We start from the raw sequence: 16,673 nt of genomic DNA on the forward strand, positions 1-16,673 counted from the left end.
GCAAGTTGGAAAGCGGGTGAATCATGGAACAACTGAGTCTCAATCATAATCTGGCGTATCAGCAAGGTGCTTTGGCATATTCGGTGCCTGTCCCGGAGCGGCGTTCTGCCATCCGTGCCCGGCGCAGGGGCAAGGCCGATGATGGGGCTGTTACCGGCAACGTTACGGAAATAATCTTGCCAGAGGGGCAAGTGGAAAACTTTCAGTTGTTGCTCCCCATGCTCACCCAGTTGAATCAGGAGAAGCGTTGGCTTGCGTGGATTGACCCACCCCAGGCGTTGGTCAGCAAGTGGCAGAAAATGCACGGTATTATTGCGGGCGAGTTACTGGTGCTTCGGTCTACCGCCGATTTTCCCGCTCAGGAGCTCGCTGAAAGAGCGTTGAGTGCCGGTACCTGTCATGCCGTGGTCCTGTGGACCCGTAAGCTCCGGCGTGCATCCTTTGAGGCGCTCCAGCTTGCGTCTGCCAAAGGCAATAGCCACGGTGTTATTCTTCGGCAGCGATAAGCCGAAGAGGCGCCGCCGAGCTGCGGCGCCAAGGATCGCGGCCGAGGAAGTCAGTGAAGAGTATAGGAAGGCTGGGCGTCGGCAGCTTCCAGTTCGTCGTCTTCCCAGTCAATGTCGTGGGAAACATTGCCCACCGCTTCTATGCCGGCTGCAATCATGGCCTTGGCAACGGCCATATCCCGATCTTCCATCATTTCACGGGCTTCTTCTGAAAACGAAACTTTCACCAGTGGCGCGCTGTCATCATCAATGCGGCGCAATGCATAGTCGCCGTTACTCAGCTGTACAATTTCAAAAAACGATGGTGACATTCGGTTAACCTTTCAGTTAGTGAGACCCGGTTGGCTCGAGTGGTTCATTACCACTCACTGTGTTGCTCTTCCAGATCATCGGTAAAATTTTTCAGTGCACCCAGAGTATCTTTCAGGGCAGCTGCGGACCGGTCTGGTCCGGTGTCGGCAGAGACTGCAATAATATTCTCGGTGCTGACGGTTTTCCGGGTTGCTGCCGGCCGGCTCTGTGACATCTCTAACTGGTCCAGATGGTTCCACCAGCTATTGGCGCGGTTTTCCAGTTCACGCAAGCGAACAACCTCGTTTGGGTCTTCTCCGACCAAGGATGCAAGCTCGTTCAGTGAAGCCGGCTCTCCTGTCCGGTCCTGATAGAGACGGACAATCATGATCAACAGTAACTTTCGTGATCTTAAAAGCAGCTCAATGGCGCCTTGGGTTGCCGCTTCCCGTCTCAATGTCCGCTCCCCCTCAGGAACAGGCCGCCCGTCGTCTTCGGTCTTGGCCAGCGAGCCAATCTGCTCCAGAAGAACGCGAGCCAGGAATAGCTTTTGAGAAACCAGCGAGTGCCATTGTGACGCCATAGGATACCTTTAATCACGAGACAGCTGCACCGCCCCGGAAACTTAATCGCCCATTATAACATTTCCAGCAAATGATTTCTTTACCTGTCTCTGGGGCGATCTGCTTCACAAGAAAATACAAACATTCACTTGAAACGACCGTTTGAATTTGGCAAAAAGGCGCTCGGTTGTGCGAGCAGTAATCAGTGCAGCCGGGCGTTGGCTCTTACCGGATGAGGTGGTTGCCAGCCAAACATGTATGAATGTCTGGAGGTCTTGGGGATGCGGAACCACGTTGCTGCCTTTGTTGCAGCTGTCTTGTTTGGATTTTCCGGGCAGGCGCTGTCTGCGGTCACAGCAGCAGAGGCCGCACAGCTCGATGGCAAGCTGACCCCGGTTGGCGCAGAAAGGAAAGGCAATACGGCGGGAAGCATCCCCGCCTGGACCGGGGGTTTGACGTCACCCCCGGAATCCTGGCGCAAGGGCACGGTGGAGGTGAATCCCTTCCCGGATGATCAAGCCCTGTTCGTGATCACCGCGGACAATCTTGACCTCTATCGCGACAAGCTGTCTGACGGCCACGTCCGGATGTTTGAACAGTACGGTCCGGATTTCTTCATGCCGGTCTATCAGACGCGCAGGACAGCCGCGTTTCCAGAGCACGTCTATAACAAGTTTCGGGAAAACGCGCTGACCGCAGAGCTTCTTGATAACGGCAACGGCGTCCGTGACACGATCATGACAAGTCCTTTCCCGGTTCCGAAAAATGGCCTGGAGGTAATCTGGAACCATATTCTGCGTTATCGGGGTGAGGAAATTACCTTCCGGAGTGCATCGGCTACGCCACAAACCGACGGTGGCTATAACCCGGTGGTTAACGATTACGAGTATTTCTTTGCCTACAGCAAGAAAGGCGCGAAGCTTGAGGAAATCGACAACAAGATTTTCTATCTCAAGACGGATACCATTTCACCGTCTTCTCTGGCAGGCACAATCACACTGGTGCATGAAACCCTGGATCAGATCCGCTCGCCGCGCCTGGCGTGGCGTTACGATGCCGGTTCCCGTCGGCTTCGCCGTTCGCCCAATCTCGCCTATGAGACCGACTTGCCCAACTCGTCGTCACTGAGGTCAGTTGATCAGAAAGACATGTATAACGGGGCGCCAAACCAATATGACTGGACGCTGAAGGGTAAACGCGAGCTGTTCGTTCCCTATAATGCCTACCTGCTGCACGGAGCGGACGTTAAGGCGGAGGATGTGATTCGTCCCGGACACATCAACCAGGCTCTTTCCCGTTATGAGCTTCACCGGGTCTGGGTTGTGGAGGCGAAACGCCGTACCGGCATCAATCACATATACAATCGGCGTGTGTTTTATCTGGACGAAGACAGCTGGCAGATTCTGGCGTCTGAAGAGTACGATGAACACGATAACCTATGGCGGTTTTCCGAGGCCCATAACATTAGCTATTACAGTGAACCGGTGTTCTGGACTACCATGGAAATGACCTATGACCTGAGGGCAAAGCGGTATTACATTGATGGTCTGGATGACGGTTTTCCGCCATACGACTTTAACCCCGGATTCCGGGGCAGTGAATTTACTGCGTCTGCGGCCCGTCGTGCTGCCCGGCGCTGATCGTAGCAGAGCACCAATGGCCGGTCTTGGTCGGCATTTTTCCGTCTCGGGTCTCGCTTGTTTTACGTCAATATTCTGAAGGAGAGCATGGCATGGCCGACATGCAGGCTGATCTTGACAACCTGGACCGCCTGATGGCGGATTTGGGGCTAGCCCTGGCAGATCAGGACTGGGAGAAACTCACGCGTCTTAACGGGGAAGTTAAGCCGGCGATCGAACCCCTGATGGCCGCCTTGTCGGCTGGCGAGCTGGACGCTGAACCGCTTCGTCTTCGACTCACGGAATTACAGCAGTTTATTGATGCGGCAAATGATGGCGCCGCGCGGGCTCGCAGGGAAGCACAGGATGCACTGAAAGGCGTCAATCAAAACCGAAGCGCTGCAAAGGCTTATCAGAACGTCTCATCAAATCCGCCGAAGTAGCGTCATAAAATTGACTCTGAAGCCCTTACAGTCTTAAATACCGCACAAATCCCTCAAGAGATTTCTGTGAATGTCCGAAAATAACAGCGTGCTGGTTCTGAGCAAGGATGAGACGAGGCGGCGTGACGTGGTCACGATTCTTGATTTCATTGGCGAAGAGCAGATTGTTGCCGGAGGAGAAGCGGTTGCGTTGTTGAACTCGGGAGACGCTGAAAGTCTCGGAAACGTTTCAGTGGTCGTCGTAAACGGCGAGGATGACGGAGTGCTTGAAACGGTCAACTCCGTCTGCAAAGCCATTGAAGGTGTTCCAATACTGATGGTCGGCGACCCCTTGCTAAAGGGGCTTGCGGAAAGTGATGCCACCCGCATTATTGCCCGGATGGAATGGCCATTGAATTACACCAAGTTTGTGGACTCGCTATACCGGGCGCAGATATACCGGGACCAATTCACTCGCTCCCGTGAGCGTGGCCAGCAACGTGGTCTTCAGTTGTTCCGGAGCCTGGTTGGGACAAGCCGTAAGGTTCAGCAGGTTCGCCAATTGATGGAGCAGGTGGCAGACAAAGACGTTAGTGTTTTGATTACCGGGGAGTCGGGGACTGGCAAGGAAGTGGTGGCCCGTAACCTTCATTACCATTCCTCCCGCCGATCCAAGCCTTTTGTTCCGGTAAATTGCGGTGCCATTCCGGCTGAGCTGCTGGAAAGCGAACTCTTTGGTCACGAAAAGGGCGCGTTCACTGGTGCTATTACCGCCCGAGTTGGTCGATTTGAGATGGCGGAGGGTGGCACCCTGTTTCTTGACGAGATCGGGGATATGCCGCTCAATATGCAGGTGAAAATTCTGCGTGTTCTGCAGGAGCGGACATTCGAGCGTGTGGGCGGTAATCGTACCCAGTCTGCGGATGTACGGGTGATTGCGGCGACTCACAAGAATCTTGAGGACATGATTGAGAACGGACATTTCCGTGAGGATTTGTATTACCGCCTGAACGTGTTTCCCATTGAGATGCCGGCTCTTCGTGAGCGGGTCGAAGATATACCCCTGTTGATCAATGAGCTGATCTCCCGCATGGAAAAGGAGAAACGGGGGTCCCTGCGGATGAACTCGGCGGCGATCATGAGCCTGTGTCGCCACGAGTGGCCGGGAAATGTTCGTGAGCTGGCGAATCTGGTTGAGCGTCTTGCGATCATGCATCCTTTTGGTGTGATCGGTGTTCAGGAGCTACCCAAGAAGTTCCGGTACGTGGATGACTACGACGAGAACCGGCCGGTGGAGGACACCGGTATGCCGTCGGGGGTGCCTGGTTTGATCGGCCTGGATGCGCCGGCATTGTTGCCGGTGAACGGGATTGATCTGAAGGATTACCTCGCCAACCTGGAGAAGCAATTGATTCAGCAGGCGCTGGATGAGGCCAGTGGGGTAGTTGCCCGGGCTGCGGAGAAATTGCGGATCCGTAGGACGACACTTGTGGAGAAGGTTCGCAAGTATGGGCTTCGTGAGGAGGAGCCCGAAGATTCTTGAAAGCAAGGAGTAGTCACGGGGTTGGGGTGGATAACTGTGATCCCGGCTTCCGAAAGCTATGGTGCAAAACGGCGTCAAAGGTTTGTAACCTTTGGCGCCGTTGTCATTTCTGACCGACGTAAAACCGTCACCTCTGTTTGTTTCGATTTCCTTTCTATTTGAATTCATTGAAAAAAAGTGAGTTGGCACGATGCTGGCTTTAAGACTCTTAAACGAATCATCCGAATGGTGCGGCCCGGTGGTTGGGCCGGTCAGGGGGCGAGGTTATGAGTCAGGTACACTTTGTTGCTCAGTCTGAGGCAGGTCAGGTGCAGGCTAATGCGGCTGCGGACGTTAACGATAAGGTGACGGCGCTGTTTCCGGAACAGGACGACGAGGCGGTGGATTCCGCCCTGGAAATGTTCAACCGGATGTCTCGGCAGATTACTGACTCCTACCGTACGTTGGAGTCCCGGGTGAATCAGTTGTCCGGTGAGTTGACTCAGGAGTCGCTGCAACGTCAGCAGGAGCTTGAGGAGAAGGAGCAGCTGGCTGACAGGTTGTCGACTTTGTTGAACGCACTCCCCGCCGGTGTCGTTGTTCTGGACAGTCAGGGTGTTGTGACGCAGACCAATCCGGCTGCAATCGCGTTGCTCGGTGAGCCCCTCGACGGTGAGCGCTGGATAGACGTGATTCGCCGTTGCTTTGCCCCACGCCGTGATGATGGCCACGAAGTGTCCCTCAAAGATGGTCGTCGGGTGAGTATTGAAATCCGAACCATGGAAAACCAGCCCGGCCAGTTGATTCTGCTGACCGATCTGACGGAAACCCGTCAGTTGCAGTCCCAGTTATCCCATGCCCAGCGCCTTTCTGCCATGGGCAAGATGGTGGCTTCCCTGGCCCATCAGATTCGGACCCCGCTTTCCGCTGCAATTCTTTATGGTGGGCATTTGAGTGAAGCAGACCTGGATGAGGAGATGCGCCAGCGTTGCGCCTCTCGCCTTATGTCCCGTCTGACGCACCTGGAGCAGCAGGTGCGGGATATGTTGATTTTTGCGCGAGGCGAGACCCGCCTCGCGGAGGAGCTTTCGGGGGCAAGGCTGCTCTCCGCTCTGGGGTCTGCGCTGGACGGACTAAAGCTTGGAGCGGGTACGGAGGTTTCGATTCGGGATGAGGTGTCTGACGGGTGTCGGCTGATGTGTAACCGGGATGCTCTGGTTGGCGCCTGTACCAACCTGGTCAATAACAGCCTTGAGGCTGGCGCAACCTCCGTTGGAGTGCAGGTGGCGTCGGAAAGCGGTGAGCTGGTGATTCGGATCGTCGATAACGGTCCGGGGTTTGATCGCTCTGAAACGCCTCGGTTGATGGAAGCTTTCTATACCACGAAGTCCCATGGCACGGGTCTTGGCCTTGCCGTGGTGCAGGCGGTGGTGAAGGCTCACCAGGGGCAGTTTTCCATCGAATCGCCGGAGCAGGGCGGCGCTGTTGCCACGCTGCGTTTGCCGCAACTGAAGAATAACCATTAATCGGAGACAACCATGGCCAAAGCCCAGATTTTGATTGTTGAGGATGACCACGATCTGCGGGAAGCGCTGGTGACCACTCTGGAACTGGCGAAGTTCAGGGTAAGAGAGGCGGCCAATGCCCGTGAAGCACTGGCTCGTCTGGCAGAAGCTCCGGTGGATATGGTTGTCAGCGACGTTAATATGCCGGGAATGTCCGGGCATGAGTTGCTCTCGGAGGTGCAGAGCCTGTATCCCGGCCTGCCGATGATGCTGATCACTGCCTACGGTCAGATAAGTCATGCGGTTTCGGCGATGCAGGCCGGCGCAATTGATTACCTGGTGAAGCCGTTTGAGCCTCAGGTTCTGGTGGAGGCCGTCAGTAAGGTGGTCGGCGGTGCGCGCCAGAAATCGTCGGATGCACCGGTTGCGGAAGACCCGGTGAGTAAACGCATGTTCCAGCTTGCGACCAAGGTCGCCGGCAGTGATTCCACAGTGATGGTCTCAGGTGAAAGTGGAACGGGCAAGGAAGTGTTGGCGCGCTTTATTCACCAGCAGTCGCCCCGGTCAGAGCAGCCGTTTATTGCGATTAACTGCGCGGCGATCCCTGAGAATATGCTGGAAGCCATTTTGTTTGGCCATGAGAAGGGCGCGTTTACGGGCGCAGTGGCTTCCTCGCCGGGTAAATTCGAGCAGGCTAATGGCGGAACCATTCTGCTGGATGAGATTTCCGAGATGGACCTGGGGTTGCAGTCCAAGCTGCTTCGGGTTCTGCAGGAACGAGAAGTAGAGCGGGTTGGTGGTCGCAAGACGATCTCCCTGGACGTTCGTGTCATTGCGACCACTAACCGGGACTTGGCGGAGTATGTACGTGAGGGCAAATTCCGGGAAGACCTTTATTACCGGCTCACGGTGTTTCCCATGCGCTGGCAGCCTCTTCGCGAGCGTCCCCTGGACATCATGCCGCTGGCAACGTCTTTGCTGAAAAAGCATTGTCGAAAGATGAAGTTGACCGGCACCGCCTTTGCACCGGATGCAAAGCACGCGCTGATAAACCACCGTTGGCCCGGCAATGTCCGGGAGCTGGATAATGCCATTCAGCGTGCCTTGGTGTTGCATCAGGGCAATGTCATACACGCCGGTGACTTATGTCTGGAGCTCGGTATTACTGGCACGCCAGATACCCGGACTGATCGTCTTTTCGGACCTGAGTTTCACGAGGCCCGTGATTCAGAGCCCAAGGATGTCATCGGATACGAGCCGCAGCCGGAAAGTACCCAGCACACCGAAGATCCGGAAGCCTTTGCGGCAGGCTCACTGGGAGATGACCTGAGACAACAGGAGTTCCGGATTATTATACAGACGCTCAAGAAAGAGCGCGGGCGTCGTAACCGCGCCGCCGAACAACTTGGCATCAGCCCCCGGACGCTTCGTTACAAGCTGGCCCAGATGCGCGACGCCGGTATCGATCTTGACTCGGAACTGGCAACAGCCTGATTTCCAAGAATAAGACACGGTCAGAATAAGGCACCCTCAGGGGTGTCTTTTTGTATCCTGTCCGATCCGGGCATAATACCCGCTCCGTCAAAACTCTGTCGCATGATCCCTTTCGTTTCTGCTCCAAATTTTCAAGTTGCTGATAATAATATAAAAATACTAATTGGCCTGTTCGTTGCTAACGTATCGGTAATAGAGAGTTCCACGAGTAAGTCCGTCAGTGCTCACTGAGGAATTGGGAGAGAGTTATGGTCCAGCGTGCCGACATCAACAGCGTCTTGTCTGACATCCGCTCACTGCGTTCACAAATGATGCAGAATCAGCGCGTTGAGCAGGACCAGTCGGTGCGTGGTCGTATTGACGGCCCGCGCCAGGTTCAGGAAACACAGGAAACGCCGAGCTTCAGCGATATGCTGGGCAAGGCTGTGAATAACGTTAATGAGCTCCAGCAAAACGCCGGTGATCTCCGTACGGCCTACGATATGGGTGACCCCAATGTCGACATTACCCGGGTAATGATTGCCGCACAGAAATCCTCAGTCTCCTTCGAAGCACTTACCCAGGTACGCAATCGGGTGGTCCGGGCTTACGAAGACATTATGAACATGCCGATCTGATAGCGGAGCAGATACATGGCCAGCGTTCCTGCAGAAACTACACCCTCAAACGTTCCGGTTGCCCGGGAGTCAGACGCTCCGGAGAGCGGGAGCGATATGTTCCTGGGGTTCAATCGCCTGAACCTGTTGCGCCAGATTGGACTGATGATAGGCCTCGCCGCAAGTGTTGCGCTTGGCGTCGCAGTCGTGTTGTGGGCGCAGGAGCCCAATTACCAGCCAGTGGTTGGTGATCTCTCTTCCTACAATCCCCAGGACGTGACCACGATCCTCGACAGTAATGGCATCGATTACAAAATGGATCCGCGCAGCGGTGCCTTGCTGGTCCCGTCCGATCAGGTCTACAGCGCCCGTCTTAAGCTGGCAGCCGAGGGTGTAACCGATCAGAAAACCATGGGTTTCGAACTGCTGGATCAGGAGCGGGGCCTGGGCACCTCCCAGTTCATGGAAACCATCAGCTATCGCCGTGGACTGGAAGGCGAGCTGGCCCGCACCATTGGCGCCATGAGGGGGGTGCGTGGAGCACGGGTTCATCTCGCGATTCCCGAACGCTCGGTGTTTGTCCGTGATGCCCGCGAGCCGTCTGCCTCGGTATTCCTGGAAGTCTTTGCCGGGCGCCGTCCTGAACAGGAACAGATCAACGCTGTGGTTAACCTGGTGGCTGGCAGTATCCCCATGATGAAGAAGCAGAATGTTACCGTGGTGGATCAGAACGGTAACCTGCTGACAGGCAAGCAGGGGCAGGGTGAAACCGATCGCATGCAGGACCAGTACGAATACACGTCCAAGGTTGAGGAAAGGCTTTCCCGGCGCGTGTCGTCACTGATTGGGCCGATAGTCGGCGAGGGCCGCTACCGCACGGAGGTTTCTGCGGATCTGGACTTTTCATCGGTTGAGCAGGCGGAGGAGTTGTTCAACCCGGAACAACAGGCCGTGCGAAGCGAGCGAGAGCTGACCGAGCAGAGAGTGGCGGGCAGCGGGCCCGTGGGTATTCCGGGCGCGCTCTCAAATCAGCCCCCGGCTAATGCTACCGTACCGGAGCAGGCCAGCAGGGGTAATGCTGAGGGCGCCCAGGCAGGCCAGTCCGAGCCGATGGATGTGCGGAAGGAATCGACGAGAAACTATGAAATGGATCGGACCGTCAGCTATATTCGCCACGAACTTGGCAGAGTAAAGCGAGTGACGGTTGCCCTGGCGGTTGACGACATGAAGGTCGTTGATCCCCAGACCGGTGAAGTCAGTTATCAGCCCTGGCCCGAGCAGGAGCTTCAGCGCCTGAGCATGCTTGTTCGGGATGCTGTTGGTTATTCCGCGGCCCGGGGTGACAGCGTAACCGTTATGAACACGGCTTTCGCCCCGGAGGAAAGTATTGAATTTGAAGCGCCGGGTTTCTGGGAACAGCCATGGTTCTGGGATCTCATGAAGCAGGTGTTGGCTGGTCTGGTAATTCTGGTACTGGTTCTCGGACTTCTGCGCCCCACCCTCAAGAGCCTGTCCGGCAGTGGTAAACGCGAGCGCGGCGGGGACTTCGGTGAGGGCGGCTATGGCGGGCTCGACAACATCGAAGGCGCTAACGAGTTGCGTGCGGCCATGTCGTCCCAGGATGAACTGCTTTTGCCGGGCGCTACTGACAGTTATGATAGGCAGTTGAATGCACTGAAAGGCCTGATAGCAGAAGACCCCGCCCGGGTTGCCCAGGTCATGCGCCAGTGGGTGAATGTCGATGACTGATCAAGCCAGCCAGCAGGGCGCTAATGCGCCTCAGAAACCCCAGCGGAAGATTCCGCGTGTGGAACAGGCCGCAATTCTCCTGATGACATTGGGAGAGGCCGACGCCGCTGAAGTGCTGAAACACATGGGGCCGAAAGAGGTCCAGCGTGTGGGCGTAGCTATGGCCCAGATGAAAGACGTCAGCAAAGACGACGTGACCCATGTGCTTAACCAGTTTGTGGACGCCGTTGGCGGTCAGACTGGACTTGGTGTGGGTAACGACGACTACATCCGGGCCATGCTCACCCAGGCCCTCGGTGACGACAAGGCCGCCAGCTTGATTGACCGTATCCTGATCGGCGGCAATACCACCGGCCTTGATACTCTGAAATGGATGGAGCCTCGGGCCGTGGGCGATATTATCCGCTACGAGCACCCACAGATTCAGGCGATCGTTATTTCCTATCTCGACCCCGATCAGGCCGCGGAAATTCTTGGAACCCTTGATGAGAAGGTCCGGCTCGACGTGATGATGCGTGTAGCTTCCCTGGAAAGTGTCCAGCCCCAGGCTCTGCAGGAGCTGAATGATATCCTTGAGAAGCAGTTCTCCGGCGGTTCGGCTGCCCAGACCAGCCGCATTGGTGGTATCAAGCGCGCGGCGGATATCATGAACTTCATGGACCGCAGTATCGAAGGTAACCTGATGGACTCCATCAAGGATATGGATCCGGATCTGGCGTCCACCATCGAAGACCTGATGTTTGTGTTCGACAACCTCAAGGACATTGACGACAGGGGCATCCAGGCGCTGCTGCGGGAAGTCTCCTCTGAAGTGCTGGTTGTTGCCCTGAAGGGGGCGGATGAGGCGGTTCAGGACAAGATCTTCAAGAATATGTCCAAGCGGGCGGCAGAGTTGCTTCAGGACGATCTGGAGGCCAAGGGGCCGGTCAAGGTCAGCGAGGTGGAAGCGGCCCAGAAGGATATTATTACCGTTGCGCGTCGCATGGCAGAGGCGGGTGAAATATCACTCGGCGGCGCCGGCGAAGAAATGATGTGATGAAAGACTCCTCCAAAGACCTCCATCGAATACCCAAGGAACAGCTGACAGCCTACGAGCGCTGGGAGTTGCCTTTGCTGGATGCGAGGGGTAACGAAGTGGCCAGGGAGGAGGAACGCAATGTCAAACCTCTGACGGCCGCCGATATTGACGAAATTCGCCAGGCAGCGCGTGAAGACGGATATAACGAGGGCCGTGATGCCGGCTATCAGGCCGGACTTTCCGAAGGGCGCGATCAGGGACATGAGGAAGGGCGCCAGACCGGACTTTCTGAAGGCCTGAAACAGGGCGAAAAACAGGGTTACGAGGATACCCGCAAGGAAGTCGACATCAAGCTGGATCGTCTCGAACACCTTTTGGGTGAGTTGCTGTTGCCGATCAGTCGCCATGAGGATGAACTTGAAACGGCGCTGGTGAATCTCACCACAGTGTTGGCCCGCGCCGTGGTGTTTCGTGAACTTACCATCGACTCTTCCCAGATTCACAAAGTGGTCCGGCGGGCTCTGGAGGCATTGCCCTCAAGTGCCGACAATATCCGTATTCATATTCATCCGGACGATTGCGAGCTGGTGAGGGAAGTGACCGCGCGCATGGAGACTCCCGCCTCGGTGATTGAGGATGACGACGTGCTTCCGGGTGGTTGCAAGATAGAAACCCGCCACAGTCTGGTGGATTTTACCGTCGAGAAGCGTTTCCAGCGGGCGGTCCAGAGTATGCTGGATAAGCAGATGGGTGAGAGCGAGGCTGGCGAAACTGAGGAACTGGAGTCCCTGATGGACGACCTGACCGATTTTCACCGGGAGATTCTGGATTCCCCAGGCGAGGAAGAAGACGAAAACGAAAACCATTCCCGCGATAACTCCGGAGCAGGTGAAAGTGATGACGTCCCGCCTGGCTGAACGACTCAGCCGCTTTCAGGACTTTCTGGGCGGCGAGCCGGAGCCCGAGCTTTCCGGGCGACTGACCCGCATGGTCGGGCTGACACTCGAATGCGTCGGTTGTCCAATGGTTGTGGGTGACCGTTGTGTGATTCAGAGCCAGGGGAATGGCAGTGTCGAAGCCGAAGTTGTTGGCTTCGAGGACGATAAGGTCTACCTGATGCCATTGACCGCCATTGAAGGTCTGAAGCCCGGTGCCCGTGTGGTGCCGCTTGCGGCGGCTAGCCGCGTCCCGGTCGGACCGCAGCTGCTGGGCCGGGTGGTGGATGGCAGCGGCGAACCACTGGATGGCAAAGGGCCGTTGCAGGCGGAAGCCCGGGTTGCCCTGACCGGAGACATCATCAACCCGTTGAATCGCGCGCCTGTTCGTCAGTCCATGGATGTAGGTATTCGGGCCATTAACTCGCTGCTGACCGTTGGGCAGGGTCAGCGCCTGGGTCTCTTTGCCGGCAGTGGTGTCGGCAAGAGTATGCTGTTGGGCATGATGACCCGCTTCACGGATGCCGACATAACGGTTGTGGGACTGATTGGAGAGCGGGGTCGTGAGGTCAAGGAATTTATTGAGGACATTCTCGGTGAGGAAGGTCTCTCCCGTTCCGTGGTCGTGGCCTCGCCGGCAGACGATTCGCCACTGATGCGCCTGCGCGCCGCTATGCTGACTACAAGAATCGCAGAGTACTACCGTGACCAGGGCAAGCGGGTACTGCTGCTGATGGATTCGCTGACCCGCTACGCCCAGGCCCAGCGTGAAATAGCGCTGGCGGTTGGTGAGCCGCCAGCGACCAAAGGCTATCCGCCATCGGTTTTTGCCAAGCTGCCGCAACTGGTGGAGAGAACCGGTAATGGCCGTCCCGGGGGTGGCTCCATAACTGCTTTTTATACCGTACTGACCGAAGGTGATGATCAACAGGACCCGATTGCGGATGCAGCAAGAGCCATACTGGATGGTCACATCGTGCTTTCCCGCAGGCTGGCAGAAGAAGGTCACTACCCGGCTATCGATGTGGAGGCATCTATAAGCCGCGTCATGCCTCAGGTTACCGAAACCGAGCATTTTTCAAGGGCCCAGCGTTTCAAGCAGGTTTATTCCCGGTATCAGCAGGCGCGTGATCTCATCAGTGTCGGTGCCTACGTCAAGGGTTCCGATCCGGAGACCGATTTTGCCATGGCCCATATCAGCAACATGCGACAGTTTCTGCAGCAAGGCCTGAACGAGAGCGCACCGCTTGGCGAGAGCATTGAACAGCTTTTGGCCGTGGTGCCCGAGCGCAGATCTCCTGATCGTCGAAAATCGGCGGTGCACAATCCTCCGGCCGGAAATGCGGGGAGTAACGGTTGATGTTGAGGTCCCGGCGCCTTGAAGTGGTTCTTTCCCTGGAAGAGAGGAAAGAGCAGGAAGCACTGGAGCGGATGGGTGAGGCTCGCAATGTGGCGGACCAGCAGCGCGAGCAGGTGGAAAGCCTGAACCGCTATCAGCAGGAATACCGTGACCAGATTCGCAACAGCCAGCAAGGTGTGGTTCAGGTCAGTCGTCTCCAGGCCTGGCAGGCGTTTATTGCGCAGCTGGATCAGGTCATTCAGCAGCAGCAAACACAGTTGCGACAGGTCGAAGAGGTGTTTGAGGCTCGGCGACAGGAATGGCTCAAGGCATGGGAACGCCGGCGGGGGATGCAAAAGTACATCGAAACCTGCCGGCAACAGGAACAGAAAGACCAGGACCTACGTGATCAGAAACTCTCGGATGATGCCGCTGGCCGGGCATTCAGCCGGCGTCATCGCTGATTCTTGCCGTGCATCAATTCTGGGTGGATGCAATTTCGACGCGTTGGGCTATCCTTAACCGAGGACAAATCGCTCATTTTCAGGACGGTTTACTGCTTCGTTGAATACCCTCGGAGGATTTGGAATGCCGATTCAGACGCGCCGCGGAGAAGATAGTCAGACCCTGATTATCAGCATTGAAGGTCGCTTTGATTTCAGCACCCATCAGGCTTTTCGTGACGCCTATGAACATGGTGACCAGGGTATCCGGTATTACATTGTGGATCTGTCCGAGACCACTTATCTGGACAGTTCTGCTCTGGGAATGCTGTTGTTGTTGCGGGACTACGCCGGCGGAGACAGTGCCCGAATTTCTATAGAAAACTGCAATAACGACGTTCGCCGTATTCTATCCATATCCAATTTCGAGCAACTGTTCGCCATTCGGTGATCCTTGCGAGCTGCCGGGGCCCATCATGGAAGAGCCTGTTGCAGAAAACCGTTTGCTCCGAATCCTCATAGCCGATGACAGCGATAGCGATCGTCTGATTCTTAAAACCATGCTGAAACGGCTGGGGCACGAGGTGTTTGACGCCGCTAATGGTCTGGAGGCGGTTGCCCTTTTCAGGGATACCGCCCCGGATATCGTGTTGTTGGACGCCCTTATGCCGAGAATGGACGGCATGGAGGCGGCCCGGCAGATCAAGACGCGGGCCGGACAGCGGATGGTACCGCTGATTTTTCTGACGTCCCTTTCCGAGGCCGATGCGCTTGCCCGTTGCCTGGAGGCGGGCGGTGATGATTTCCTCAGCAAGCCCTATAACCGTGTGATTATCGAAGCCAAGATTAATGCATTCAACCGGATGCGGTTGATGCACCAGGCGCTCTCTGACCAGAGGGATATGATCGGTGCCCGTAACCAACAGCTGCTGGAAGAACAGGAGGTTGCCAAGCGGGTGTTCGATAACGTCGCTCATCCGGGGTGTCTTGATGCGGCCAACATTCGGTACCACGCCTCTCCATTATCAGTTTTCAATGGCGACGTGCTGTTTGCCTCACCACGGCCGGCTGGAGGAATGCTGGTCTTTATTGGTGACTTTACCGGGCATGGTTTGCCGGCAGCGATTGGCGCCATGCCTGTTGCCGAGATCTTTTATGGTATGGCCAGCAAGGGCTTCGATGGTGCCGATATACTGAGAGAGATCAACCAGAAGCTCAAACGGATTCTGCCGACAGGCATGTTTTGTTGCGGCGCGATGATTGAAGCGGACTTCAAACTCAATCAACTGCAGATCTGGAGTGGAGGGCTGCCGGATGGATGGCTGATTCGTTCCAATGGCGAGCGTCTGGTGCTGCCATCCCGGCACCTGCCGCTTGGCATACTACCTCCCGACCAGTTCGATGCCGGAATGGATACGATTGGAGCGATGCCTGGTAATCGCCTGTTGATGATGACAGATGGCGTACTTGAATCAGGCAATGCGGCCGGTGAAGTGTTTGGCGAGGCTGGCGTTATCCATGCTCTTGATTCGGTTCACCCGGGCCAGCATCAGTTTGATGCGGTAATTGACGCTGTGCACCGTTTTACCGGTAGCCAGAAAGATGGTGATGATGTCACGCTTCTGAGCCTGGAAATGGTGGATGAAGCGGGTTTTTCAGCGGTACCGGACCGGGCGATGCCCTCGGCACTGGCTGGCCCCACGGAATGGCGATGTGTTTACGAGATTCGTGAACAGACCCTGGGAGATTTCAGCCCATTGCCATTGTTACTCCATATTTGTATGGAGGTGCCCGGCCTAAGGCGCAAAAGCGGCGAAATATACACATTGCTGGCGGAGCTATACAACAACGCTCTGGAGCACGGGGTATTGGAGTTACCTTCGGAATGGAAACACACGTCGGACGGATTTGATCGCTATTATGAGGAGAGGCGCCGAAGGCTTGGCAGGACCGAGGGCCACTTTATTCGTTTCAGCCTGCATCACTCCATGAAACCATCCGGGGGACGCCTTCGTGTTACTTGTGAAGACAGTGGGCCAGGGTTTGATTTCCGTAACCATCCGGTTCTGGTATCTGATAAAGAGCCGGGGGCGGCTGCAAGGTACGCGGGCAGAGGGCTTTTGCTATTGAAACGATTGTCGGAATCCGTCACGTTCCATAGGCAGGGTAATCATGTTGAAATTATTTATGATTGGGATTTTTCAGGTATAGCTTCAGAACAGGGAGCAACGGTCCAGTCATAATCCGACCAGAGACAGGGGGCGGTATGAATAATAAGCCACACCTTGACGAGGAAGCATTGGCCGAGCTTCAGGACGTCATGGATGATGAGTTTGAGGTTCTGATTCAGACCTACCTCGGTGACTCCCGTGAGCGCATTGCCGGTCTGAGAAAAGCGATAGAGCTCGAAGACGCAGATGCATTTGCCAAGATGGCACACAGCTTCAAAGGTAGCTGTATCAACATCGGAGCCCCGCATCTGGGGGAGCTTTGCATGATGGCTGAGGTGGCTGGCAAGGAGAACCGGTTGGAGGATGCCTCCGCCATGGTTGATAACATTGAGACCGAATTTCGGACAGTCACCCGAATGCTGGAAGGGCTGGTGGTCCGTTAAGCCCTGGAGTCCGGCTGGCATCGCTTTTGCAAAGTTAGAGGAAACCGTCCGTTAAAC

17 protein-coding genes are annotated in these 16,673 nt (G+C 56.0%); 15 read left to right on the forward strand and 2 right to left on the reverse strand.

Features of this window, described 5'->3' with window-relative positions:
• The first annotated feature begins 23 nt into the window (after window positions 1-23).
• Complete coding sequence (locus BKP64_RS02775; RefSeq protein ID WP_070965717.1) at window positions 24-506, forward strand: cell division inhibitor SulA; 483 nt, start codon at window positions 24-26, stop codon at window positions 504-506.
• Window positions 507-556: 50 nt separating this feature from the next.
• Here BKP64_RS02775 and BKP64_RS02780 read toward each other — a convergent pair whose 3' ends face one another.
• Window positions 557-817: a hypothetical protein gene (locus BKP64_RS02780; protein WP_070965720.1), complete on the reverse strand. Its 261-nt coding sequence runs from the start codon at window positions 815-817 to the stop codon at window positions 557-559.
• A 47-nt stretch (window positions 818-864) separates the two neighbouring features.
• Window positions 865-1,380, reverse strand: coding sequence for a DUF6586 family protein (locus BKP64_RS02785; protein ID WP_070965723.1), 516 nt, complete (start codon window positions 1,378-1,380; stop codon window positions 865-867).
• Between the two features lie 261 nt (window positions 1,381-1,641).
• Here BKP64_RS02785 and BKP64_RS02790 point away from each other — a divergent pair, with 261 nt between their 5' ends.
• The 14 genes from BKP64_RS02790 (at window position 1,642) to BKP64_RS02855 (ending at window position 16,616) form a co-directional block, all read left to right on the forward strand.
• Window positions 1,642-3,000 carry a DUF1329 domain-containing protein gene (locus tag BKP64_RS02790; protein ID WP_070965726.1) on the forward strand — a complete coding sequence of 453 codons (1,359 nt, stop codon included), beginning with the start codon at window positions 1,642-1,644 and terminating at the stop codon, window positions 2,998-3,000.
• Between the two features lie 92 nt (window positions 3,001-3,092).
• On the forward strand, window positions 3,093-3,422 hold the full coding sequence (locus BKP64_RS02795; protein WP_070965729.1) for an SOS cell division inhibitor: 330 nt from the start codon (window positions 3,093-3,095) through the stop codon (window positions 3,420-3,422).
• Window positions 3,423-3,492: 70 nt separating this feature from the next.
• Window positions 3,493-4,944, forward strand: coding sequence for a sigma-54 dependent transcriptional regulator (locus BKP64_RS02800; RefSeq protein WP_070965731.1), 1,452 nt, complete (start codon window positions 3,493-3,495; stop codon window positions 4,942-4,944).
• 266 nt (window positions 4,945-5,210) lie between these two features.
• Entirely contained in the window at window positions 5,211-6,449 is a 1,239-nt protein-coding gene (locus BKP64_RS02805; RefSeq protein ID WP_070965734.1) for a sensor histidine kinase, read from the forward strand.
• Between the two features lie 12 nt (window positions 6,450-6,461).
• Window positions 6,462-7,922, forward strand: a complete 1,461-nt coding sequence (locus BKP64_RS02810) for a sigma-54-dependent transcriptional regulator (protein WP_070965737.1) — start codon at window positions 6,462-6,464, stop codon at window positions 7,920-7,922.
• 248 nt (window positions 7,923-8,170) lie between these two features.
• Complete coding sequence (gene fliE / locus BKP64_RS02815; protein ID WP_070965740.1) at window positions 8,171-8,539, forward strand: flagellar hook-basal body complex protein FliE; 369 nt, start codon at window positions 8,171-8,173, stop codon at window positions 8,537-8,539.
• Window positions 8,540-8,554: 15 nt separating this feature from the next.
• The gene (fliF, locus tag BKP64_RS02820; RefSeq protein ID WP_070965742.1) at window positions 8,555-10,267 is read left to right on the forward strand and encodes a flagellar basal-body MS-ring/collar protein FliF; all 1,713 of its coding nucleotides are present in this window, start codon (window positions 8,555-8,557) and stop codon (window positions 10,265-10,267) included.
• Window positions 10,260-11,303: a flagellar motor switch protein FliG gene (gene fliG / locus BKP64_RS02825; protein WP_070965745.1), complete on the forward strand. Its 1,044-nt coding sequence runs from the start codon at window positions 10,260-10,262 to the stop codon at window positions 11,301-11,303. The genes fliF and fliG overlap by 8 nt, the downstream gene beginning before the upstream one ends.
• A complete protein-coding gene (locus BKP64_RS02830) occupies window positions 11,303-12,202 on the forward strand; it encodes a flagellar assembly protein FliH (protein WP_070965748.1) in 900 nt (299 codons plus the stop codon). The genes fliG and BKP64_RS02830 overlap by 1 nt, the downstream gene beginning before the upstream one ends.
• Window positions 12,183-13,580, forward strand: a complete 1,398-nt coding sequence (fliI, locus tag BKP64_RS02835) for a flagellar protein export ATPase FliI (protein WP_070965751.1) — start codon at window positions 12,183-12,185, stop codon at window positions 13,578-13,580. The genes BKP64_RS02830 and fliI overlap by 20 nt, the downstream gene beginning before the upstream one ends.
• Window positions 13,580-14,023, forward strand: a complete 444-nt coding sequence (gene fliJ, locus BKP64_RS02840; protein WP_070965754.1) for a flagellar export protein FliJ — start codon at window positions 13,580-13,582, stop codon at window positions 14,021-14,023. Before fliI ends, fliJ begins: the two co-directional genes overlap by 1 nt.
• 124 nt (window positions 14,024-14,147) lie before the next feature.
• Window positions 14,148-14,453, forward strand: coding sequence for an STAS domain-containing protein (locus BKP64_RS02845; protein WP_070965756.1), 306 nt, complete (start codon window positions 14,148-14,150; stop codon window positions 14,451-14,453).
• 25 nt (window positions 14,454-14,478) lie between these two features.
• Window positions 14,479-16,245, forward strand: coding sequence for a PP2C family protein-serine/threonine phosphatase (locus BKP64_RS02850; protein ID WP_070965760.1), 1,767 nt, complete (start codon window positions 14,479-14,481; stop codon window positions 16,243-16,245).
• A gap of 23 nt (window positions 16,246-16,268) precedes the next feature.
• Complete coding sequence (locus BKP64_RS02855) at window positions 16,269-16,616, forward strand: Hpt domain-containing protein (protein WP_070965763.1); 348 nt, start codon at window positions 16,269-16,271, stop codon at window positions 16,614-16,616.
• Window positions 16,617-16,673: the final 57 nt, after the last annotated feature.

This window comes from Marinobacter salinus, from assembly GCF_001854125.1.
GTDB classification, from domain to species: Bacteria; Pseudomonadota; Gammaproteobacteria; order Pseudomonadales; family Oleiphilaceae; genus Marinobacter; species Marinobacter salinus.